The following is a 23,907-nucleotide window of genomic DNA, read 5'->3' as shown; positions in this document are numbered from 1 at the left end:
CATTCAGCTCCCCCCACCATCACACGATGATTCCGTCATTAAGCCTTCTGGCTACAGCCTACTGCCCAGACGCCTCAGCTTTGTTAATTGCGGTTTCTTCATCCTCAATAATGCCGAATTCCATCAATAGCTCCTCTAGCTCTTCCATGGAAATAGGAGTAGGAACCGTCAGCATATCGTTATTCAAAATCTTACCTGCCAGCTCTTCATACTCCGCAGCCTGCTTATGTTCCGGGTTATATTGGGTAACAGTCATACGGCGCAGCTCAGCGTGCTGCACAACATTGTCACGCGGCAAAAAGTGGATCATCTGCGTGTTCAGTCTTCTTGCAAGCTCTGTAATCAATTCCGCTTCCAGGTCCGTATTCCGGCTGTTGCAGATTAAGCCGCCCAAACGCACCCCGCCGCTGTTGGCATACTTCAATATTCCGCGCGCAATATTGTTGGCAGCGTACATAGCCATCATCTCGCCTGAGCATACAATGTAGATTTCCTGTGCCTTCTTCTCCCGGATCGGCATGGCGAAGCCCCCGCACACGACGTCCCCCAGTACATCGTAGGAAACAAAATCCAGCCCTTCGTAGGCCCCCTCTTCCTCCAGAAAATTAATGGCTGTGATGATGCCGCGTCCTGCACAGCCGACACCAGGCTCTGGCCCGCCGCATTCCACGTTCAGAATGTCACCGAAGCCCTTCTGGACAACATCCTCCAGCTCCAAATCCTCTACCGTGCCCCTTTCAGCAGCCAGATGTAGCACTGTCTGTTGGGCCTTCGTATTCAGAATAAGACGGGTGGAGTCTGCCTTGGGATCACAGCCTACGATCATAATTTTTTGTTTGAATTTGGTAGCGAGCTGAGCCAGTGTATTTTGCGAGGTTGTCGATTTGCCGATACCGCCTTTACCGTAAAACGCAATTTGTCTCATATTTTCTCAGCCTCCAAAATGTTCAATGGGTAAATCCGAATGAGTGCCCTTAACTCCCTTATTGCGCTTACTTCCCTTATTGCTCTGCACAGGATACATATAACGCAGAAATTTTACATATTCCAGAACGGATTCCTCAATATCCCCGCCACATACAATAGGCAGCACGCCAGCTTCCTGCAATGCCTCTTTGGGAGCTTCGCCTATGCCGGACGACAGCAGCAATGCACAGTCATGCACCATGGAAAGGATCTCCTTCATCGTCTCGACCTTGTCTCCATTGCAATCGGCTTTCCCATGGCAGTAGGATTGCACCTTACGAATGCCTATGAAATTTACGATAGTCCCGTCGCTTTCATAGATCATGAATTCCTTGGCACGACCGAAATGCTGATTCACCTTCCCTCCGCCACGACTGGCCACAGCGATTAGGACTGGCTTTGAGGTAAAGCTTGCTTCAGGCTTATCCTCCGATAACGGGCAGCTACATCCACCCCCGGTTGACGGTTGTTTGTGGTGCGATTGTCCCTCCTTGCGTTCCATTCTCACTCTCACCTTCTCATCCAGTTCTTTCTGAAATTGTGCCCTTGCCCCTTCATCCATGGGAGGAGCAGCCGCAATGTTCTCCCATGTAAAATCCTGATTGCGATCCTCGCCCAGCAGTCCAATCGCATCCGCCCTGCACTGACGGCAATGGCGCATAATGACAGCTCCCGCCTCAGCACATTGCTCCTGCAGCTGCCGGACCAGACGGGGACGGGGGGCCCGCATCCCTTCCTGCTCATACCGACTGCCGGGTGCGATGATGAGCGGCATAATGTTGTGCAGTACCGCGCCGTGCTCCTTGACCACCCTGGCTACCTCTGGCAGATGGGCATCATTGACTTCGGGAATCAGCACCGAGTTCACCTTGCACAATACGCCTCTCGAAGCCAGCATCTTCAAGCCTGCCAGCTGGCGATCAATCAACAGCCGCGCGGCCTCCTCTCCTGCATAGCGTTTTCCTTCATCGTAGACCCATCCATAAATGCGGCTCCCCACCACTGGATCTACAGCATTGATCGTGATCGTGACATGCGAAATACCCAACTCTACAATCCTGTCGATATGCCTGATCAAGGTAAGGCCATTCGTGCTGAGACAGAATATGACATCCTTAACTGTCTCACGGACCCGGCGGAAGGTATCGAAGGTTGCCTCCGCATTGGCCAGCGGATCTCCAGGTCCCGCAATGCCGACAACGGACAGTTGCATCAGCTGTGCCGCTACGCCATAGGTCTTGCTCGCCGCCTGCTCCGGCGTGAGCAGTTCACTAACAACGCCGGGACGGCTTTCATTGACGCAATCGAATTTGCGGTTGCAATAATGGCACTGAATATTGCATGCCGGGGCTACTGGAAGATGAATGCGCGCAAAATAGCGATGTGCCTCTTCGTTATAACAGGGATGTCGTCTGAGGGTTTCCAAGGCTAAGGGGGTTTCCGAGAGATCAGCTAAAGAGTCCATTCATTCCCTCCTCTCTACGTTATATTCCCTCACACAATTCTCTGTTTTTGTCTGGAATATAATTACATCTTAGAGACAGGGACAAATACAGTCAATTCGCTTCTCCATGAAATCCCTGACATTTATCCTCATTTCACATATGTGTCAAATTTTACGTCAAGTAATATATCATACCCTTTACATGTGCGCGGTTACATTTCATATTCTCAATAACATCAATACGTAAAAAAAGAGAGTCCGTAAATACGGCTCTCCTTTTGAGACAAGAAATTTCATTATATATTTTGGGAAATAGTCTCCGCTTATCATTCCTTCACATCTATTTCCGTCCCATCAACTTTCGTTCCATCGACTTCTTTTTCATCTACCTCTGCTGCCTTTGCCTCATCCACCTCTGCTGCCTCTACTTCATCCGCTTCGTCACTGCTCTCTTCCTCCATCAAGGCTTTTGGCGTGTAAAGCTTGGGAATCGGCACATTCGCCCAATCCATATCGGACGCAAAGTAAAAGCTCGTGTAGGACGGCTGGTTATACCCAGTATTTTGACGCGCCACATCCGCGCGATACTGCGGATCATGCATCAACGTGTACAATTTATGCGTCGTAGGTTCTGTGCTCAGATAGATACGGATTGCTGAGCTATCCGCTGTACGGACGAGCATTTCCTCGCGCCAATCACCGAAAATGTCGGCTACCAGCGATGGCGTTCCTTTCGTATAGTTGTTCGTTTTGGTTCCAGTGGCGGTCAACAATGTACCTCGTTTCCAATCCTCAATGGTTGGGGTTACATCAATTGCGCCGTTTACGATTTGTGTGGTCATATCAGCTGCCCATTTGATACTCATATTGGTACCCGGCATCTTTGTATCCAGCTGTTTACCCGCTGCGGTCCACAGGCCGATGGCCCAGGTCTCCAGACCTCGCTGATCCGGGTCGATGTCACCGACCATTCCCCGACCTGTATCCTTGCCGGAATATGCGCCGTAAATGATTTCACCTGTTTTGGCATCCCGCAAAGAATAGCCATATGGAGCGTAAGTGCCACCTTCATGTACCATAAAGATTTCTTTGCCGGGGCGATCCGGGTCAATATCGGTTACATGCAGCGCATCGCCGTGTCCCAATCTGGCGGTTTGACCCGGAGTTGCGCTTTCAGGAGGCATGACATCAAATGAGCTGTACAACAGGCTGCCATCATGGTCAATCGTGGCAGAACCGTATACGATTTCGTCCTTGCCGTCACTGTCCACATCCACCATGCTCAAAGAATGCGCTCCTTGTGTGGTCAAGGTGCCAAATTTCGGGTCCGTTCCATCACGCCCATGCGGACTATCGTTAAATGGATTGGTCATCGGTGCCCAGCCACTGTCCACCATCCAATGTTTTTGGAGATGGCGACCATCCCATGTGTAGGTAGCCAAGGTGGAACGCGTATAATAGCCGCGTGCAAATACAGCGTACGGCTTGCGCCCGTCCAGGTAAGCCACACCTGCCAGGAAGCGGTCTACACGGTTGGCGGGTTCAATCCGGGCCATAGCATAGTCACCCCACATGAGGCCATCGTCATGACGCTCCGGCTCATAGCGGATGGTATCCAGCTCAGCTCCCGTTTTCCCCTTGAAAATCGTCAAATACTCCGGTCCATCGACAATGAAGCCCTCGAACTCTCTCAGCTTGTTTTTGTCGCTCCGTGATAGTGCATATACATCCATAAAGTAGTCTGTCAGGCTTTCCGCATCCTTTCGGGATAGCGGATAACTGTACTTCGGAGCGATGCCAAAGCATTCCTCCAGCGTAGCAGGCCATTGTCCCTTGACCACTTCTTCATGCTTCGTCCAGTTCATGAACATGTTCACCACATGCTCATAATAATCCGAGCGACTCAAACGGTAATCGTCCTCATGTGTAATCCCTGCTTTGCGATCCTCGCGTGGCAGAGTAATATACTTTTCTTTTTTCGGCTTGCCTTTCTTATCAAAAGAAATCATTTTGGTCCCTGGAGCCGTTTTGAACATCAGCTCGGCTTTACCATCGCCGTCAAAATCGTACACCATCATCTGTGTATAATGCGCACCTGATCGAATATTCACGCCCAAGTCGATCCGATACAACAGCTTGCCTTCGGCCGTATACGCATCGACATACGTATTTCCGGTATACCCCTTCTGAGATACATCCTTGGAGTTCGACGGGTCCCATTTTACAAAAAATTCATATTGCCCGTCTCCATCCACATCCCCCACACTCATATCGTTGGCCGAATAAGTATAGGATTCACCTGCGGGTGTTACACCATCGGCAGGCTTTTGAAGAGGAAGTTCATAGTAACCCTGTTGCCATGGCTTCACTTTGGCGCTACGATCCTTTTCTTTGCCTTTTACGACTGAAGCTACTCTGTACACCGCATTTCCGGTTCCTTCCTTATCCACATAGTTGGTGCTGTCAGTCACCGTCGCGATCTTTTTACCGTCACGGTATACGTTAAAGTCCGCTCCTGTCAGCCCCGTTGGACCGTAACCGTTCACTTCTTGAGCCAATAACCGCCAGCTTAAAAATACCCCCTCCTGCGTCACCGCAGCTACCAATCCGCGATCCAGCTTTTCCAGCTGAATGCTGCCGCTACGGTTATGTTCTACTGCAATTGCTGATTCCGCCTGCAGTGTGGGTTCGGATAAGTCTTCCGCAGCCACTCCTTCAGTCGTCCCCGTCATCGCCAGCATCGCTGCCAACGCGGCGGTCAAGCTTCCCTTTCGCCACACGCCTTTCCCTCGAGCCATTCAGGTCGTCCTCCTCAATTGTATTGTGATGACAAGCTAATACCTGAAATGATTGCGCTTACATAAATTAAATTTCCTTACTATTATAGTTTTGCCGTTCCCCCAAACGCGTTTAAATATCCGAGGATTTCTCTACACAAATCCGTGTTGTTTAATCATTCCAAATAAAACAGCCCTCACCAAGCCTGTATGAAAACGGCATGTTAAGGGCTGAATATATGTCTAATCTCGGCTTTTATACTCTAGTGATATCCAATAATTTGAGCTACAACCACGAATACTGCACCCAGTACGAACCAGGTGGCCAGTAACGGCCAAAGTAGGCAAAATCATATTCGCATAAACTCAAAAGGAAATATAAAAAACGGACAGTGGATTGTTCCCATTGTCCGTTTTCGTATGTTCGCGCTAGCTATGGATTAGGATTCGTCCTGGTTACTACAAGCTAGTGAGGGACAAATGAACTGAAATCGTCCCTGCTTGACTGATCCGCATGATAAAATACTACATCCCCGTCCTGTAAATGAAAGATATGCCCGTACGGGTCTTTTATCTCTCTGCGGTAACCCTCCAGTTGCCACTGGTTCAACAGCGGGCCATTTATATACTGTAAATGTGGATGCTCAGCGTCCCCCTGACGCAGTGACTCCACATTAAAGCGGACGACGATAAAGCCCGTTTTCTTGAATATATCTGTATGCTCGTTTAGCTCCTGACGGCGACTGACCTCGCGCAAATCCGTGCCTTTGGTAACTGTGTACACATCAGCAGGCAGGCTATATTCACCATACCAGCGCTGAATTGACGCATTAGCGCGGTCCACGTTGACCCCATCTGGCAGGTCTGTCTTTGGACCAATCAAGGTACGCACAGCCGCAGGCAGCACCAGCCAGTCGTAACGTCCAATCCAGGTCTTGCTGCGTGCAATACGGTGGGCATACAGGGAAGCATAGCGTTCCAGTGTCAACTGGCTTTGTTGTGCTTCACTCAGCTCATGCTTGTATTGGTAGGCTGACGTGTCCTGCATTTCCTCCATCGGCACATTGCGTAGCCGTTCATTCAAAATAACATAGCGCTTTTCCCGGTCCTCCGCCGATCCCAAACGGATAAATTTTCGACTGCCGGAATGTGTATACAGATCTACCTCTTCCCGCTGTCGCCCATCTTTGCTCACCCAATAGAACGATGGCGTGATGCGAATACCGTCCTTGGCGCTAAACATATTGCCTTTGGTCTTGAGGTCAAACTTGAAATGATAGCCTGTCTTGACCGCCACATTTGCATAACCTTCATATGGGTGACTACCGGGGCGAACGGGCAAGGTGAATGGCTCCGGGTTCCCTCTAGGCAACCCGTCAATATTGCCAAGCCCCGTCCAATAGGACAGGCCGCTATGCATTGGGCTTCCTTTTCGCTGCCGAAATACCCGCTCCCAATGGTAATCAGCAATATCCGTGATATGAAAATCATACATCCGTCCGATGACCTCTATATTTACCACATCATTGGCAACATGGTGGGCGATATCCGTGTTGGCATGGCGCTGTTCGGTGAATCCATCCGGTGCATTTTCAGCAATGGTACGGAACTCTACTGTATAGTTGCCTTCATCCACCCATACGGGCAAATAAAAGTCTGTGTCGAGCTGCAGCACCGGAATGTCGATCCAGGTACCTCGTGGATAAAATAGTGTCTTCCTTTTGTCGTACACATCGAACGGAAATCGCACCTGCTTGGTTCGTACATATTTGGCATACTCCCGATCACCATAGCCAGGAATGTTCAAATGCGGACCTGCTGTCGAGATCGTCACCCGGAAAGGGCGCTCCAAAATAAGCGCGGATCGTCCCTTCGTAGGTTGGGTTTTCTGATTATGAGCAGCATCGTCCGACACACTAGACAGATTCACTACGGGAGTGTGGACAGTCACCGTATTAATTCCCTGTATCGGGAACTTTTTATCCGCACCTCCATTGATATTTCCCTTGAGAATAGCGTAAGTGATGTCACCGCTGCTGGGCGTATTGGGTTTATTGATCTTGTGCTTTTCAAGCATATGGCCCGGGCTGTACAGGGTATCCGACCCTATTTTTACGGGTTCAGGGATTTTGCCAGGAGTCGGCCCCTTTTCCTTGACACGCTGGTGGTCCATGATCGTTTGACCGTTGAATTTCACAGTATCGTTTTCGACTTCTACGTCTGGTGTAGCCTTCTGGGCCACAGGCTCCAGTGATCTTTGTTCATTGGGCACCTTCGGCATACTCTTGCCGCCATAAATATAAAGTGAACCCCCATCGATGATGCCCGGAGAAGGAGCCGGATAGTATTTTCCGTTGGTCGCTGATTCTACAGACGGCGGCGTGTAATTCCGTGGTGGAATCGTAATACTACCTCCCGGCAGTGCATAGTTGCGTAGCTGCGCGTTCTTAATACCGTACACCTCAAGGTTGTCGATCACCCAGTAGGAGTACGGTTTCACAATTTCGTATTTGTAATACTCCACGACCTTCATGTGCCGGGTATCGTTGATATCTTCCCATTCCAGATCATACGTGCGCTTCAGCTTGACGTTGTAGGTGCACTCGCCTTTGAGCTGTTGGTAGGTGTTTTGAAACAGGTAATTACGGGCCAGCACGTTTCCGTACAGGCTTTCAGAAGTTGGAATACCCTTGGCTACATCAAAACGTGACGCGCCTCGCTGATCGGCTTTAATAACACCTGAAGCCATTGGGTCGAGGTATTTGTCCGACTGGCTACCGCTAGGTGTAGGTCGGGTGCATTTCGTGTCAGGAGGCGGCCCCTTCTCTTTGTAGTAAAGATTGACCGTGTACTGCTCAAACTTGCCGTCATACGTCAATGGCTTGAGCTGGCCGGGCGTAATGTTGCCACTTGGAGGCGCTCCGGTGGAGCTTTTCTTGTAGCCCACGTACTCGTAATTTTCATCACTTCCTGGAGTGAAGTCATACGTTTGACCAACTTTCAGGTCTTCGTTGCGTGGTGGAAACACCTTATCTAGCGGCTTGTCTGTTACAGTATAATGCTTCACGGTTAGGCCGCCTTCCAGTTCGATCTTGAACAGGATCGGCTGGAAAATACGGTAGGCTTCTACTTCCTTCGCACAGTTAGAGCAGCTCTCCAGCTTTATATCTCTAGGTCTATCAGCGTTTAACCGTATATTTACTGTGATTGGGATTATCGTTGTATCAGTTCCTATTCCCTTTTTTCCAAAAGGTCGAACATCCGAATCCTTAGTCCCCCCTTTGGGGCCGCCACTTATTGAAGTCAGATAGTCTCCATAGGTATCTGACCGAGATTTTGTAAAATACTTTATATAATCAGGATTGTCTTGGTTAGCTTTTGCTGCTGGATCATACAATTTTGCTTCGACATTCTTAATCTTACGACCTGGAAAATTAAACTTGTAGGTAAATGTGGCTTCACCCTGCATATCCTTATTGGGTTGCTTACCACCATCTGTGACCCAAGTCCCTGCGGTATTCTTCCACATATCGAAGTACATCATGCCGACAAAGTAGCGATCATTCTTGTCTGGATAGTAGGACAGTGGCGTAATTTCCGTATCGGCTGCTGCCTTGTTGGTAGGAAAAAAAAAAGGTGGGAGCTGCAAGAATAGCAGTACCCCCACCAGCAATACGGCCAGAATGCGTTGTGCGGTCTTCATGTGCTTTAGTTACCTTTCCAAGGGCTGATCATTAGCGGTATATAATCTATCGATGCGCCATAAAAACCAATGTATTGAATGTCTTGGAGTTTAAATGATTTGTAATCTTTGATGCCATAGTACATTTCGTCAGCCGAAGAATAAATTTTATAGAAAATCATTTTTGTCCCATCCCCGTTATCTTGGGTAAGTTCATCCATAGGATAACGGTATCTCGTATCTTTACTCTTAGTGACATAGAACAATGGGCTTGCTGTAGATATAGTTTTAATTCTGACTTTCAAGTAAGGAACCCCTTTTAAGGTGTATGGTTCAACTGAATACACATCACGCAATAATTTGATTGGAAGATCCGAATACTTAAAAATTATAGTTTTTGTGTATTCTTGACCATTTAGATTTTTAAGCAAAAACGGGTCTTTAGCAAATAGTTTCTTATACGGTTCAATACTCACCGCCTTATGCCCCGTATCCTCCAGCGCAGCAACTTCCTTCTTCCCAATCCAGACCCAGCGGCTGACCTTATCCCACTCTACCGTCTGCCCCAGACCCTCACTTACCAACCGCAGTGGCACAAAAGTACGGTTTTGCTTCAAAATAATCTTTGTCTCATACGTTTTGGTCTGCCCATCCACGGTAGCGGTATTTTGACCCACTGTCATGTTAACGGCATGTGCATCATTTTTAATCGACACAGCCAATTGACCGCCTGTTTTCTCCCAGCCTACCTTAGCCCCTAGCGCTTCGGATACAAAACGAATCGGCACCATCACATAATCGTTACTATCCTGAAAAGGTTTGGCATCTGGAAACTGTATTTTTTTCGCGTTTAACAAAACTTCAATGGGTTTGGTGCTGCTTGCAGCCTCCGTCGTTGGAATCGTACTTGTCGCCCCCATAGCAACGTGACTGCGGTCAAACTCAACATCCATTTTTTCATACTCATCTCTCTATCCCCTTTGTCAGCTTAAACTTTAAACTATGTATATCATCTCTAATCTCATAAACTTATCGCATCCCCACTTTCGGAAAATACTGGATACAACTTATATATTATAGGGTTTCCCTATTACAAAATCTATAAGAAAAACTTCTAATACAAAGCATTCCAAACAAATAGACTCTATTGAGCACCCCCTCCCCCCTAAATCATAGAACTGACTCTTTAAAAAGTTTTATATTTCCGCAAAATATCAACAAAAAAGGGCTGCCTCTCCCCTATGAAGGAAGAAACAGCCCGTGTGCTTCACGCGCAACAAAACTATGAATATATCAGATCATACCACCATATGGATTATTCCAGCATCATCCAATATTTCTTACATCATAAATCATACCGGACTAAAAATCAAACGTTACTTTTCTCTCACGAAACATTTCAAAGATCATTCATGTATACCTGAACTTCCAGCTTGATAGAGTTGCTCATACACGTCCTTGTTGACCATCCTCAGCCCAAACAATCTGCGAATACGCTGTCCCGGCTTGGCCTTGAAGGTCACCGTCGCTTGATCCTTCCCCTTCAGATATGCAGCCGGAATAGCGACATTAATATTGTAAAACTTATCGGCCTCATCAAAACCTTCACTAAAATGCTCAAGCAGATGACCGTTAATCAAAATATCAAAACCGCAGTTAGGCATTTCCAGCGTAGCTGTGTAGGTAATGACCAACAGCATCGGAGCAGATGGATCTGTATTTAAATCAAAAGAAAACCAGCCATCAATTCCCGCATTCCGGTAAGGTCGGTTATTCACATATCCGGTGCGAGTCGAAGCATCTCCCTGGAAGTTATGATCCCGCTCCGGCTGCATTTCTCCGGGTTGGGCAAAATCAATCGTGCACTGCTCCAGAATCGCCAGCTTTTCGCGTGCCGCTGTGTATTCCTGTTCCGCCTCCTGCCAAGCTTCCTTCGTAAAAATGTCCCAGTATACGGAATACGTACGGTCATGCATTTTATACAGAGGAGACAATTCCACATCCCGGGGATGCCCTGCATTCAAGGTACGAAACGTATTCGTCTTGCCCTCCACGGGCTGTATCCAGGCATCCAGCTTTTCCGTTTTGGGAATGAATACGGGTGTGTACAGAAACTCCTTGGCTTTAGGATCTTCCAAGGGTCCCAAGTCGCCTGCCAGCACCAGCGGTCCATACATGACAGCCGCCCGACCCGGATTATCCGGCATCTGCTCCAGCCTCAGCGACATCGTAATTGTCACCTCTACAACATCACCATCAATCCACGTCCTGGCGATAGAGACAAAGCTGCCCGGTTCCGATACAACCGATTGCTCCTTACCATTTACACGAATGGTAATTCCTTTTTCAGCCCAATATGGATAGCGGATGAGTAGCGTAAATGGAGCTGGTTGATCGCATTGAATCTCCAGCGTCGTATGATCCGTCTCTGGATAGGAAGTGTTTTGTTTTAGCGTAACGCCTCTGTCCTTCCATTCCAGCGTGGAGGCAATGAACTGATTGACATACAGCTTATCGTGATCGTGAAAATAAATGCCGCTGCCGTAGCTCGCATGGTTTTCCATCCCTGTGCCGACACAGCACGTAAAATCGTCAAATTTGCTTTCAAAATGCTTGTGCCCGCCCATCGCCAGCGACAGAAAATATGTTACGCCTCCGTGAACCGGGTCCTGCGAGGCCAAAATATGATTGAATAGACCTCGCTCATAAAAGTCTGCTTCCTTGGCGGAAACATTCCATTGAAACAGATGATTGGTCAGCTTAAGCATGTTATAGGTGTTGCATGTCTCCGTCGTATGAGGCCCGATGCGATCATTCAAGCCATCTGGCGCTCCAAAATATTCTCCAAAGCTATTCCCCCCAATGACATACGAATGATGATCCACCACCCGCTCCCAAAAAAACTCCACCGTTGCCCGGCGTTTCGTATCATTGGTCAGCTCATATTCCTTGGCAAGCCCGATCAGCTTTGGAATCTGTGTATTGGCGTGAATGCCCTGCAAACAGTCTTCCTGCGAGCTAAGCGGGTCCAGCACCAGCTTGTGCCAGAAGCACTCAGCCAGCCACAAGTAGCGCTCTTCCCCGGTATCCGCATACAAATCGGCCAATACCTCATTCATGCCTCCATATTCGCAAAACATCATCTGCTGCATCTGCTCATCGCTCATCGGCTTCATAATTCCTTCGAGCCAGTCTGCCAGCTTACGCTCCACATCTAATGCCTTATTACAGCCTGTCAAATGGTACGCATCCCGCAGGCCAGCGAATAACTTGTGTAGTGTATACAAGGGGGCCCATGCACCGTTTAGGTCAAAGCCCTTCGAGCGAATATTTCCAGCAGACACCTCTTCAAAAAGTTCCTTTCCCCCTGGAATTCCTGCCACATATCCGTCACCATGCGCCGCCTGACAAACGTCCAGTTCATCCGTAATATAATGTGCGATTTCTTTAAAACGCTCATCGCCTGTTGAAGCATACATCATGGAGCAAGCGGACAAATAATGTCCCAGTGTATGGCCGGAAATAGTCATCGCTTCCCAGCCTTCATATTGAGGCGCTTTGGGCGCAAGTCCGGCATATTCCCGAAAACGCGCCAGCAGGCGGTCTGGTTGAAGCTCCAACAGATAAGATCGGTTCAGCTCCATCGCTTGTTTGAAGGGACCTTCAGCCAATACCACCTCGTTCAGTGCGAACGGCCTTGCTTTCATATGGGCTTTTGCTTTAAGAGTCACTTTCCGTTCCTCCTTTAAGGCGAATTTGGGATAAAAAACGCATATCAGACACAACGAGCCGTTACGCGCCACTGCCAGAGGTTTGCTCCCACTGCTGGTACAGCTGCTTTCTCGCCTCTGTAATGCCGGGATGAAACTGAATCAGCGCATGCTTCCGTGCAAAATGGATCCCACGGATCGCCTCCTGCACCCGCTGTTCTCCGCCTGTTCCGCCGAGTCCAGCGGCATGGAGCATGGAAGCGGCGGCTAGTCGACCTTGGGCCATCGCGACCAGCCCGCTTTCGATGCCGGTAATATTGCCGGCAACATACAACCCTTTGAGCGAGGTTTCCATTCGCTCACCATGCAGTGGAACATGCCCGCCTAGCTCAGGGCTGTACACGAATTTGCACCCGGCTACCGCCGCCAGCTCAGCGAGCGGATACAAGCCGCCGCTCAGCGCCACGAAGTCGGCGGGTTCGACGCGCTCGCTGCCGGGAATAGGCGAGCCGTCCGGTTTAACGTGGACCAGGGTCACGGATTCGACCCGGTCCTGCCCGTTGACGGACAGCACCGCCGTCCGCAAACGGATCGGGATATCCCACAGACGGAAGCCTCTGTGGGGATAGCAGCACGCGATGAGTTTCTCCATCCGCATCGCAGCTGCCAGCCTGCCGCCTGCACGCATCCAGGCGGCAGGGGCCAGCCCCGACAGCTGAAGCAGCAGCTTCGCGGAGGCTGTCGGATCTGCCGCCGCACCAGCCAGCGGATTGGCGCACGGCAGTGTAATCGCCGCCACCTTCACCCCGGCGACGGACAGCTCGCGGGCAATCGCCATCGACAATACGTTCATGCCTACTATGATGCCGCGTTCTCCCGGCTTGACGTAATGGACGTTGGTCATCACCTGCGCGGCCCCGATAGACATTACGCCCGGTAGCGTCCAGCCATCCAGCGGAACGGGAATTTCGGCAGCTCCAGTCGCCAGCAATACGTAATCCGCAGTGAACAATCCACAGGAAGTGGAAATTTCCCACGTCGTTGTATATTCCATACCATGTACGGAAACGCCGCAGCGAATGTCCACCCTAAGTTCCCTACAACGGGTAATCAACTCATCCGAAACGTGTTTTCCAACCCACCAGCCTTGACTGCCTTCCTCATGATATTGCCCGGGCATGCGTCCACCCGGCTCTGTAAACTCATCCAGTACCGTGACTGGCAATCCTTGCTCAGCAGCCGATACCGCTGCGGACAATCCGGCGGGACCCGCCCCAATGACGATGAGATGCGCCATTTCATTCATGTCACAATTCTCCCTGTGATTTCATTCGAAAGCTGCCGTCCGGTTTCCACCACCATACCTTCCTCCAGCTTGGTCAGGCAGGAACGGACGGTACCGAACGGATGAACCGTCAGGCGGCATTCGTTACAATGCCCAATGGCACAGTATACACCTCTGGCCGTACCGGATTCCTCATGCCTTCTCAGCAAACGGACACCGCTGGCCAGCAGTGCTGCTGCCAATGGCTCTCCAGCCAATCCCTGCATGGGACGACCGTCAAAAATAAAAGATACCTGCCGCCGCTCCGGCTTTGGTCCCAAAATAGGATGATTTACAATACGCATGCGGCTCATAAAGAACCTCCCTCTGCCAGCTGCCCGAACGTTATGGGACGCACGGGAGGCCTTTGGGATAGCAGCTCCGCCTCCCGACGGGCAGCAGGAACCTGATTGTAAAACCATGACTCCACCAACTGTCGGCATACCCTGCCCTGACATGCCCCCATCGTCACCCGTGTAGCCATTTTAAGCTGGCGCACGGTGTCCGCGCCGCCCATGCGGCAGGCCTGCTCCATCTGTGCGATACTCACTTCTTCGCAGCGACATACGAGCAAATGACCTGATGCACTCCCAATCGTCTCACTTCGTCCCGTCGCCCGTTTACTCATAGCTGATCGCACAGGTTTTAATCGCTGAATAAAAGTCCAGCGCCGCCTGGCCCTGCTCCCGAGTATGTGAGCTGGATTGCTTCAGACCGCCGAACGGAGCCTGGTATTCAACACCAGCCGTCTCCTGATTAACCCGGACCATACCGGCGTTCGCCTCATCCAGAAACCGATGAGCCAGCCGCAAATCGCGGGTGAATAGAGAGGCGCTTAATCCATAAATAGAATCATTGCACAGTCGAATCGCATCCTCGAAGTCGTCCGCCTGCACGACCCCCATCACAGGCCCAAAAATCTCCTCCTGAATCAAAGGATGGGACGAATTCAGTCCAGTCGCGACCAGTGGACGCACATAATACCCGTTCTCCGTCCCGGCGGTGGCTCCGCCTTCAGCCAAAATGTCGGCTTCCCGGCGGGCGAGTGATATATAGGACATGACCTTCTCATACTGACCTGCGGATGCCAGAGGTCCAAGATACGCACTGGGGTCCAGTGCAGGGGCGATCTGGATTTTTTCCACCGCTTGGCGTAAGGCTTCCGTGAACGTCTCATAGACAGACTGTTCCACAATTACCCGGCTGGTGGCCGTGCATTTTTGCCCGGCTGAACGGAAAGCTCCGCTGGCAATCATCGCCACCGCCTGTGCTACATCCGCGTCCTTCAGCACCACAGCGGCATTTTTACCGCCCATTTCGGTCTGGTACTTGATATTACGGCGTGCACATCGTCCCGCAATGCCCAAACCTGTAGCAGTAGAACCCGTGAAGCTGACCGCATCCAGTACCGGATGCTCCAGTAAGGCATCGCCAATGCGGTTACCTTGCCCAATGACTAAGTTCAGTACACCGGGCGGAAGCTGCACCGCCTCGAATAGCTCGGCGACCCGTACTGCAGTTAATGAAGCATGTTCGGCAGGCTTCCAGATGACCGTGTTTCCGCACAAGAGTGCAGGGGCGATTTTCCATAGCGGAATAGCTACCGGAAAATTCCACGGCGTAATGACAGCCGTTACCCCCAGCGGAATACGCTTCGTGTATTGGAGCACTCCCGGCTCATTCGAAGGAATGACTGTACCGATGGAACGTACGCCCTCTGCCGCATAGTACCGGAGCAGATGGACACCTCGCATGACCTCTCCGCGCATCTCGGTAATCGGCTTGCCCATCTCACGGCTGGCCAGCTCAGCCAATTCAGGTAATGCTGCCTCTAGTAACCCGGCTGCTTTGAACAAATAAGCTCCCCGCGCTGCGGGACTTAGCGCGGCCCAGCCCGTCTGAGCCAGCCGTGCCGCATCCCCGGCCTGTGTAATATCGTCCGTCTCTGAAAAATGGACGACTCCCACCTCCTCCTTCAAGGCCGAAGGATTGTGAACCACCATTTCCTCGCCGGAAGGGCTCAGCCACTCACCGCCGATCCAATTTCGGCTCTCCATCGTCTTCACCTCCATTCAGGATGATACTTCGCTTGGACGAACCGCCACCCCAAATGCTTCGCGAATGCGGTCATAATCCGACTGCGGCAGCGCAAGTCTGGGCGGACGTGTCGGACCGACCGGAAATCCAGCCAGTTCCATCATATATTTGATAGACTGTACTAATTGTGGGCTGGCATCATAGTGGAACAGCGGCAGTAGCCTGCGATACAACGCGGACGCTTCCGCCATATTGCCCGCCTGCGCAAGTCGGAACAGCTCTACCCCTTCCTTGGGCAGCGCATTCGGTACCCCCGAAATCCAGCCTGTCGCGCCGAATAATGCTCCCTCCATCGCCAGATTATCTACTCCGACCATGACCTCCAGCTCTGTCTGATCCAAAATAGCGTGAATACGCCGTACATCACCGGAAAATTCCTTGACTGCTACGATATTTTCAATTCGCGACAAGTCCGCAAGAATATCTGGAGTCAAGTCAACCTTGTAATCATGGGGGTTGTTATACGCAATGATCGGCAAGCCCACCTCCGATAATGCTTCATAATGGGCCGTTACCTCGTGAGGCAGTGGATTATAATTAATGGGCGGCAGTGCCATGACACCTGCAGCCCCAGCATCCTTCGCATGCTGAATCCAATGCACCGCCTGTTTGGTAGACGGAGCCGCCGAGCCGACAACAACCGGGACACGCCCTGCCGCAGCGTCAATTACGGTATGCACAACCTGCGACCGTTCCTCCGGGGACAAAGCCGCATATTCTCCCAGCGATCCCGTAGGAACCAGTCCGCTAATGCCGCTTGCAATCAGATGCTCGCACAGCTCGGTCAGACGCTTATGGTCTACCTCCAGCTCTGCCGTGAACGGTGTAACCAAGGCCACATATACACCTTCAAAACGTGCCATATGCTCACCAACCCTTTCCCATCTTTATTTTCATATTCAGCATTCGGGTTTGATGCAAAATGCTCACATCAGCAAAAAACCTTCTTTAAGCGGGTCCTCGGGGTCCAACACAAATTGATGATGTCCCGTCACCCAAGCCGAGCCTGTAATTTGTGGAATGACTGCCGGATAAGGACCTATCTGCGTCTCGCCCACGATTTCAGCCCGAAACATGGAGCCTGTGATGCTTTCATGTACAAACGGCTCATGTAAGCCCAGCTTTCCCTTGGCGTGCAGCACCGCTACCTTGGCCGAGGTTCCTGTGCCACAAGGGGAACGATCGATCCCTCCCGGTGGGATGACGACGACATTGCGACAATCGGCCTGTGGAGCCACAGGCTCCCCGTAAAATTCAATATGTGTCAATCCTTGAATAACCGGATTCTCAGGATGTACTACCTCAACAACAGCATTTACTGCCTCCCGAATCTGTACCGCTGTTCGTACAATTTCGGCCCCATTGCTCTGCTCCAGTGCAAGACCGATGGAAGCCGCCTCTACAATGCCGTAAAAGTTGCCTCCATACGCAATATCCAGCGTGACTTGCCCGATACCCTCTACCTGGACCTTCACCTCACGGCGATACACAAAAGAAGGGATGTTTGTGAACGTTACTTGTCGCACCTTGCCCGCTTCCACCTCCAGCCGCACTTGAACCGGGCCTGCCGGAGTGTCCAGCAATATAGACTTTTTATCCGCAGCAATCAGCCCGCCTTCCATCAGCGCTGTACATACTCCAATCGTATCGTGACCGCACATCGGTAAATAGCCGCCAGTCTCTATAAAAACCACACCCATATCTGCATCTGGATGACAAGGTTCTGTTAAAATACAGCCCGACATCACCTCATGCCCTCGCGGCTCGAACATCAGCAAACGGCGAAAATCATCATGATGTGCTGCCATATAAGTCATTTTTTCCAGCATCGTATGACCTACCAGCTTAGGCGCGCCGTGAATGACCGTCCGCGTCGGATTGCCTCCCGTATGGGTATCAATGGTAGTAATTCTGCCCGTTACACTCATCCGGTTACCTCCCCGTGAACCTCGTGGCTGGTAAAAGCCTCGCCAAATCGGTCATATCGCAACGGCTCCACCGGAATGCAAGTGGATTCACCCCGTACCATTTCAGTCACCAGCTTCCCCGTCACCGCCGCAAGACTAATGCCATCCCCCTCATGACCGGAAGCGATATACAGCCCCGGTACTTCGTCCACTGCTGATACAATTGGCAAATGATCAGGTGTCCATGGACGCAAGCCGGTATACGCCCGCATCAGCGGTACATTGGCTAAAGCAGGAAAAAAACGAATGGCTCTGCGGGCGATTAAGCGAATCACTTGCTGATCGACACGTGTGTCCATACCGACAAACTGACGGCTGCTGCCGATCAGAATATTTTGGGATGCGGTTGGCTCGAATACTAGCGCTACACCGTATTTTTCATAAAGCTCATCCACACTCCGCTGACCGCCAAACTTGCTCATCAGATAGCCGAACTCCATTACCTTACGGTTCCCAATGGAAGGCATTCGGGCAGACACCAGTATATGTCCTTTGCGCGGCATGATCGGAAGGTCCAAACCGAGTGAATGACCGATGCTGTGTGTCCACACACCTGCCGCCAATACCACTGCACCTGCATGGATAGCGCCATTGGGCGTCTCTACCCCGCGGACGTTTCCCCCTTCGTCCTGAAGGACAGATTGTATCGGTGTGCGGGGCATTAGCCTCACTCCCATAAGACGCGCGGCCCTGGCCAGCGCATACGTCATCAACACCGGATTTACGGTGGAATCTGTCGCACACTCCAGCCCGCCCGGCAAATCTTTGGCTAAATGCGGCCATTCCTCTCGCAAATCCTGCTGATCCAACATGCGAAATGGAAGTCCTTCCTGCTCTTGACGGGCTACCCATTGCTCAGCTGCTTGCATCTCCTCATCGTTTTCACAGACCAGAATGCTGCCAGGCGCACGATACTCGAACTCATCCTCCAGTTCCCTAGCCAGCTCTGCCACCAGCTCCTGCGATACCAACGACATTCGACTGTCAAAACCGGGCTCTTTATCGATTGCCAATATATTTCCATCACAACGGGACGAAGTGCCTCCAGCAATCTCCCCTCGCTCAGCCAGCACGACCTTCATACCGGTCTTAGCCGCATAATAAGCAATGGCTGTACCGATGATTCCACCGCCTACAATGACCAGATCCGCGGTATCATGTTTCATTCGCTTCCCCTCCCTTCGACCGTTTTAATCTGTTTGAGAGGTATTTTTTACAGCTTAAGCGTAAAGCTTTGTGTCACAGGCTTGCTCAGCTCATCATAATCCCTCAACTGTACGGTGAACGTATACGTCTTGTTGCCTGCTCCGCTGCCTGCTGTTCCGCTAATCGTTCCTGTAAAACGGTCCAGTGTGAAGCCTGCGGGCAGTTGACCAGCTGTCACCGTCCAATCGTAAAACGGTACGCCTCCTTTGGCCTCCAGCTTGGCCGTGTACGCTTTGCCTTTGACGGGTGCTGGCAGTTCCTTCGTCATGATTTCTGGCGCGAGGAAAGGAGTCAGGTCCTTACGCAGCGGCCAGCCTGCTTTTTCTGCTACCAGTAGCGAAAGCTTCGTGTTCATCCAACGGCGGGTCGGAAACAGATGGCGCCAGCCTCCATTTTGACCGCTCAATCTGTCGACTTCTGCAAGCTCTCCAGAGAGATGATAGCTGTTATCCAGCGCGGCTGGTCTGTGCTGATAAGCCATAATATCCGGGTCATTGCCCGCCGCTTCCTTCAGCGCTTTGACACCCGGAAATGTGTCGCTGAATACAATCGCATGACCGAATTCATGCATGATCAGCCCATGCACATCCGTCACTTTGGACAGATCGGATTGATACCATTCTTCATCGTCCACGGATGTGAATGGAATCGCATCATCATAGAAATCCAGAATCAGACTATAGGAACGGTTCAGATTCCCCGGGACGGTCACACCGTTACGTGTATGATAATTGCCGTTCGTGGCCGGAAAGCCCGTAGAATAAGGCCCGTTCAGCCCTCTCATGAATACCCACATGCCTTTATAGGGCTTATCATTTGTCACCTGTATTTCATTTTGCCAATCGTCTCCTGGCAGATGGTTTACCTCCGCGTTGGCAGGAACCTCATCGAACGGCGCCAGATCAAAGAAATAGAACCAGTCCTTCACCGCCAGCTCTGCGGCTTTTTTGGTAGCTGCATCATTGAAATAAGGCCTGATCGTATCGAATCTGTAGTCAAAATGGAGGGGAACGGTGGGTTCTTTATTATCGTCCTGATCCAGCACGCGAATCGGAATGGACTGAGTAGTCGTGTGACCATCATTTCCAGCAACGGACATAGACAGCGTATAGTTCTCTATTTCACCGTTTCCTCCAATCCGGTCAGGATGGATGGCTAGCCGGAAATCTTTTTCCTCCTGTGCATTGGCAAAAGTCAGCGTTTTGCTTGCACCTTGCGCCGACAACGTACTTGGCAGATCCATCATCAGCCGGGACGTGCCCTGCGCATTTAACGTAACCGTTAACGGAAAAGCAGCATCCGCTGGCGGCTTCACTTTAAGCTTTACATACGGGTTGGCAAGGTATCCTTGCCAATCAACCAGATCTATACCATAATCGTTCACCGTCCGACTAAAGATGTCGATGACTTTTACATCCGACTCCGCTTCGGCATAAGCCGTCTGTTGCCCAGGAATAGCTGGTGTCAAAGCCACTATGAGAGAAGCTGCCAGCGTGGTCAGCCATATTTTGGTGCATCTTTTATACGTGTTCATTCGATCCCTCCATCTCGTTTTTGGATGATTTACAAACTATGGATAGTTACCTATAGCGCCACTGCGTTTTATAACAAAAGCAGCTCCTTGGGCGAGGAGGTCAGAACCTTGACACCGTCATCTGTGATCAGCACATCGTCCTCAATCCGAACCCCGCCGAAGCCTGGAATATAAATGCCCGGTTCCACAGTAAGGACATGACCTGGTACGAGCACCGACTTGCTTTCGCGGGACAGACGTACCTGCTCATGAATCTCGAGACCAAAGCCGTGGCCCAGCCCGTGACCAAACTGCTCCCCATAGCCGTAAGAGGCAATCACATCCCGTCCCAGACTGTCTCCCTCCCGACCGCTTATGCCGGGGCGAAGCCCTGCAATCGTCTTCATATTTGCCTCCAGCACAATGGCATACAATTTCTCATGTTGTTCCGAGGGCTGGCCTACGAATACGGTACGCGTGATATCGGACAGATAACCACGCACATTTGCGCCAAAATCCATTGTGACGAACTCGTTCTGACCAATTTCCTTGTCACTGGCCAGTCCGTGCGGCAGCGCCGAACGCTCGCCTGAAGCGACAATGAACGCAAAACCGCCTGATTCCGCGCCTGCGAGCCGGAGCTGATATTCCAGTTCCGCCGCAATCCGTCGCTCTGTAACCCCAGGCTGAATATAATTCAGCACCTCCGTGAAGGCAGCATCGGTAATACGCGCAGCTTCGCTAATGGTGCGAATCTCTTCTTCGTCTTTCACATCGCGCAGCCGTTCAATGACATCCTCCGTTTGTACGTACTCCAACGAGCCTAGCGCGGCTTGAAGCTGTCCCGACTGTTGAAGTGAGACATGACGGCTCTCCAAACCCAGTCTGTGGACACCCAATTTACTTGTGAGGTCGGCCACGGTTTGGAAAATTTGCGCCTCATGCCGAATCACTGAATATTCCGTTGCCTGATCTGTTGCCTGCATCATATAGCGGAAATCCGTCACTAAAAAAGCCTCTTCCTGCGTAACAAGCGCAATTCCAGCGGAGCCTGTAAACCCGGTCATATATCTTCGATTTGGCCCATGTGTAATAAGCAGTGCATCTATCCCTAGAGCCGGGAATTCCGAGCGTAACCGGGCCAGTCTGCCAGGAACACCCTGTAACGGTTTTGTCTTTTTACTCTCTTCCTCTTTCACTCGTACGCCTCCTTATTCCACATCTCTTTTCAGGGCATATGCCTTAGAACACACACTCCACTTGCTTTTGAACACATGTATGCTCTTCTCGCTGCCGCATTCCCGTAAGTCCTGTGCCCAATTCTCCGTCTCTTTTTCAAGCACATCAGCGCGTCCCAGCTTCCTTTTAGCCTTTAATCCCTGTCAATGTGATGCCTTCGATAAAATAGCGTTGTCCGATAAAAAATATCAGGACGATGGGAGCCAAAATCGTGCTGGAAGCCGCCATCAGGTAAGGCCAGTTGGTATTGTTTAATCCCCGGAAAGTCGCCAGCCCCAGCGCTAGCGTAAAATGCTTTTCGTCACTTAAGTAAATAATCGGGCCCAAAAAATCATTCCACACATCAATAAATGTAAATATTCCGATCACGATCAATGCAGGTGAAGATAAAGGAATAATGACGCGCCATAGAACAGTCAGAGGCGTACCTCCGTCCATATAAGCCGCTTCGTCCAAATCGCGTGGGATCGTCAGCATGAATTGTCGCATCAAGAAGATGTTAAATGCCCCTCCACCGAACCATGCAGGAACAATCAGCGGCAGAAATGTATTCAGCCCGCCCAACTCACGCCACATCACGAAAGTGGGAATCAGCGTCACCGCGTAAGGCAGCATCATCGACCCGATCAGCAGGGAAAAAATCAGATTACGTCCAGGCCAGCGCAGGCGGGCAAAGGTAAACGCCGATATAATCGAGGTCAACATCACTCCTGCCAGCACACATACCTCAATGATGAACGTATTCATAAAATACCTGCCGAACGGTACTGAAGTCAGCGCTTCCGGGTAATTGCTCCATTGAAAAGGAGAGGGTATCCACTCTGGTGGGAACACGAAAATTTGGGATGTTCCCATCAGTGAGCTGCGAATGAGCCATACGAATGGCAACAGCATTAAAACACTGCCTATAATTAAAACGATATACAGTACAACACGGCTGATTGGGAATGGTTTGGAACGGGTGGCGGTAGCAGGACTTCGGGAGCGTTCAGGCTGTGGAAGCGGATGTTGTGGTGTTTCTGAAGGATTGACAGAAGAAGTGACCTGATTCATGAACGTTCCCCTCCTTCATAGTGAACCCACTTTTTGGATGTGGAGAAAATCAGAACCGTTAGCACCATGATGACGAAAAATAAGATCCAGGCCAGCGCTGAGGCGTAGCCGATTTTAGTCTCCGTAAAGGCCGTACGCCACAAGTAGAACACATAGAACAGGGTTGAATTATTAGGTCCCCCGTTGGTCATAACATATGCCTGATTGAAGGCCTGAAAGGTGCTGATTAAAGACATGACCAGATTGAAGAAAATGGTTGGTGTCATCGAAGGAATGGTAATGTGAAAAAATTTATGCCACCTATTGCCGCCGTCTACCTCAGCTGCTTCATACAAATGGGTGGGAACCGACTGAAGTCCCGCCAAAAAGATAATGACCGTGTTCCCGATCCCCCAGGTGCTCATCATGATTAGCGAGGGTATTGCAGTGTTCTCGTCATAAATCCATTTGCTCCCCGGCAGTCCAACGCTCTCCAGCAGCGAATTTAACAGACCAAAATCCGGGTTGAACATCCATAGCCACAGCATCGTGTTGGCAATACTCGGCACAATGGTAGGTAAATAATAAATCGTACGGAACACCGACAAACCCTTCACCTTTTGATTTAATAACAGCGCAATGATAAAAGCTGCCGCCAAGCCTAGAGGTACGCTGCCCAGTGCATAATATGTGGTCACGAACATGGATTGGGAAAAGGTAGCATCCTCAGTCAAAATGGTTCGATAATTGTCCAATCCGATAAAGGTCATCTGTCCGCCAATCGTCCAATCGGTTAAGCTGAATACGAACGAGGCCGCGATCGGTCCAATTGTAAATATCATTAATCCGAGGATGGCAGGAAGCGCGAATAGCAGACCCCAGTTTCGCTCCATGCGCATCATTCCTGATTTTGGTCGCTTCATGGGCTGTTCTCCTTTCGCAGCTGTCCG

Annotated in this window: 16 protein-coding genes and 1 pseudogene; all 17 read right to left on the bottom strand. The window is 50.7% G+C overall.

The annotated features are described in order from the left end of the window. Positions 1–58 precede the first annotated feature (58 nt). Positions 59–925 carry a nitrogenase iron protein gene (nifH, locus tag AOU00_RS17945; protein WP_061831012.1) on the bottom strand — a complete coding sequence of 289 codons (867 nt, stop codon included), beginning with the start codon at positions 923–925 and terminating at the stop codon, positions 59–61. 6 nt (positions 926–931) lie between these two features. Next, on the bottom strand, positions 932–2,431 hold the full coding sequence (gene nifB, locus AOU00_RS17940; protein WP_069291232.1) for a nitrogenase cofactor biosynthesis protein NifB: 1,500 nt from the start codon (positions 2,429–2,431) through the stop codon (positions 932–934). Positions 2,432–2,736: 305 nt separating this feature from the next. After that, positions 2,737–5,208 (bottom strand): rhamnogalacturonan lyase, encoded by a 2,472-nt coding sequence (locus AOU00_RS17935; RefSeq protein WP_069291231.1) that lies wholly within the window; start codon positions 5,206–5,208, stop codon positions 2,737–2,739. A 445-nt stretch (positions 5,209–5,653) separates the two neighbouring features. After that, positions 5,654–8,890 (bottom strand): DUF5704 domain-containing protein, encoded by a 3,237-nt coding sequence (locus tag AOU00_RS17930; protein WP_069291230.1) that lies wholly within the window; start codon positions 8,888–8,890, stop codon positions 5,654–5,656. Positions 8,891–8,895: 5 nt separating this feature from the next. Then, a pseudogene (locus AOU00_RS17925) lies at positions 8,896–9,836 on the bottom strand (copper amine oxidase N-terminal domain-containing protein). Positions 9,837–10,275: 439 nt separating this feature from the next. Further along, positions 10,276–12,576 carry a glycoside hydrolase family 127 protein gene (locus AOU00_RS17920; protein ID WP_069292079.1) on the bottom strand — a complete coding sequence of 767 codons (2,301 nt, stop codon included), beginning with the start codon at positions 12,574–12,576 and terminating at the stop codon, positions 10,276–10,278. Between the two features lie 85 nt (positions 12,577–12,661). Continuing rightward, positions 12,662–13,876: an NAD(P)/FAD-dependent oxidoreductase gene (locus AOU00_RS17915; RefSeq protein WP_069292077.1), complete on the bottom strand. Its 1,215-nt coding sequence runs from the start codon at positions 13,874–13,876 to the stop codon at positions 12,662–12,664. A gap of 5 nt (positions 13,877–13,881) precedes the next feature. Then, positions 13,882–14,217, bottom strand: coding sequence for a (2Fe-2S)-binding protein (locus AOU00_RS17910; RefSeq protein WP_023987257.1), 336 nt, complete (start codon positions 14,215–14,217; stop codon positions 13,882–13,884). Beyond that, complete coding sequence (locus AOU00_RS17905; protein WP_069292078.1) at positions 14,214–14,531, bottom strand: (2Fe-2S)-binding protein; 318 nt, start codon at positions 14,529–14,531, stop codon at positions 14,214–14,216. The genes AOU00_RS17910 and AOU00_RS17905 overlap by 4 nt, the downstream gene beginning before the upstream one ends. Then, positions 14,524–15,960, bottom strand: a complete 1,437-nt coding sequence (locus AOU00_RS17900) for an aldehyde dehydrogenase family protein (RefSeq protein WP_069291229.1) — start codon at positions 15,958–15,960, stop codon at positions 14,524–14,526. Before AOU00_RS17900 ends, AOU00_RS17905 begins: the two co-directional genes overlap by 8 nt. Before the next feature lie 15 nt (positions 15,961–15,975). After that, positions 15,976–16,863: a dihydrodipicolinate synthase family protein gene (locus tag AOU00_RS17895; RefSeq protein WP_061832107.1), complete on the bottom strand. Its 888-nt coding sequence runs from the start codon at positions 16,861–16,863 to the stop codon at positions 15,976–15,978. 63 nt (positions 16,864–16,926) lie between these two features. Next, positions 16,927–17,928, bottom strand: coding sequence for a proline racemase family protein (locus tag AOU00_RS17890; RefSeq protein ID WP_061832106.1), 1,002 nt, complete (start codon positions 17,926–17,928; stop codon positions 16,927–16,929). Further along, positions 17,925–19,133, bottom strand: coding sequence for an NAD(P)/FAD-dependent oxidoreductase (locus AOU00_RS17885; protein WP_061832105.1), 1,209 nt, complete (start codon positions 19,131–19,133; stop codon positions 17,925–17,927). The genes AOU00_RS17890 and AOU00_RS17885 overlap by 4 nt, the downstream gene beginning before the upstream one ends. 47 nt (positions 19,134–19,180) lie before the next feature. Beyond that, positions 19,181–20,707 (bottom strand): Ig domain-containing protein, encoded by a 1,527-nt coding sequence (locus AOU00_RS17880; RefSeq protein ID WP_061832104.1) that lies wholly within the window; start codon positions 20,705–20,707, stop codon positions 19,181–19,183. A gap of 68 nt (positions 20,708–20,775) precedes the next feature. Next, complete coding sequence (locus tag AOU00_RS17875) at positions 20,776–21,885, bottom strand: M24 family metallopeptidase (RefSeq protein WP_061832103.1); 1,110 nt, start codon at positions 21,883–21,885, stop codon at positions 20,776–20,778. A gap of 166 nt (positions 21,886–22,051) precedes the next feature. Next, positions 22,052–22,978, bottom strand: coding sequence for a carbohydrate ABC transporter permease (locus AOU00_RS17870; RefSeq protein ID WP_061832102.1), 927 nt, complete (start codon positions 22,976–22,978; stop codon positions 22,052–22,054). Next, positions 22,975–23,880, bottom strand: a complete 906-nt coding sequence (locus AOU00_RS17865) for a carbohydrate ABC transporter permease (RefSeq protein ID WP_061832109.1) — start codon at positions 23,878–23,880, stop codon at positions 22,975–22,977. The genes AOU00_RS17870 and AOU00_RS17865 overlap by 4 nt, the downstream gene beginning before the upstream one ends. Positions 23,881–23,907 lie beyond the last annotated feature (27 nt).

The organism is Paenibacillus polymyxa, assembly GCF_001719045.1.
GTDB lineage: Bacteria > Bacillota > Bacilli > Paenibacillales > Paenibacillaceae > Paenibacillus > Paenibacillus polymyxa_B.
Note: the sequence above shows the minus strand (reverse complement) of the source record. Positions and strands in the feature narration are given on the sequence as shown.

Bases quoted from the DNA above. Each gene is read 5' to 3' on its own strand.
- AOU00_RS17920 (WP_069292079.1), bottom strand. From the start codon at position 12,576: ATGAAAGCAAGGCCGTTCGCACTGAACGAGGTGGTATTGGCTGAAGGT.
- AOU00_RS17900 (WP_069291229.1), bottom strand. From the start codon at position 15,960: ATGGAGAGCCGAAATTGGATCGGCGGTGAGTGGCTGAGCCCTTCCGGC.
- AOU00_RS17910 (WP_023987257.1), bottom strand. From the start codon at position 14,217: ATGAGCCGCATGCGTATTGTAAATCATCCTATTTTGGGACCAAAGCCG.
- AOU00_RS17930 (WP_069291230.1), bottom strand. From the start codon at position 8,890: ATGAAGACCGCACAACGCATTCTGGCCGTATTGCTGGTGGGGGTACTG.
- AOU00_RS17890 (WP_061832106.1), bottom strand. From the start codon at position 17,928: ATGAGTGTAACGGGCAGAATTACTACCATTGATACCCATACGGGAGGC.
- AOU00_RS17905 (WP_069292078.1), bottom strand. From the start codon at position 14,531: ATGAGTAAACGGGCGACGGGACGAAGTGAGACGATTGGGAGTGCATCA.
- AOU00_RS17895 (WP_061832107.1), bottom strand. From the start codon at position 16,863: ATGGCACGTTTTGAAGGTGTATATGTGGCCTTGGTTACACCGTTCACG.
- AOU00_RS17935 (WP_069291231.1), bottom strand. From the start codon at position 5,208: ATGGCTCGAGGGAAAGGCGTGTGGCGAAAGGGAAGCTTGACCGCCGCG.
- AOU00_RS17885 (WP_061832105.1), bottom strand. From the start codon at position 19,133: ATGAAACATGATACCGCGGATCTGGTCATTGTAGGCGGTGGAATCATC.
- AOU00_RS17915 (WP_069292077.1), bottom strand. From the start codon at position 13,876: ATGGCGCATCTCATCGTCATTGGGGCGGGTCCCGCCGGATTGTCCGCA.
- AOU00_RS17870 (WP_061832102.1), bottom strand. From the start codon at position 22,978: ATGAATCAGGTCACTTCTTCTGTCAATCCTTCAGAAACACCACAACAT.
- AOU00_RS17865 (WP_061832109.1), bottom strand. From the start codon at position 23,880: ATGAAGCGACCAAAATCAGGAATGATGCGCATGGAGCGAAACTGGGGT.
- nifB (WP_069291232.1), bottom strand. From the start codon at position 2,431: ATGGACTCTTTAGCTGATCTCTCGGAAACCCCCTTAGCCTTGGAAACC.
- nifH (WP_061831012.1), bottom strand. From the start codon at position 925: ATGAGACAAATTGCGTTTTACGGTAAAGGCGGTATCGGCAAATCGACA.
- AOU00_RS17880 (WP_061832104.1), bottom strand. From the start codon at position 20,707: ATGAACACGTATAAAAGATGCACCAAAATATGGCTGACCACGCTGGCA.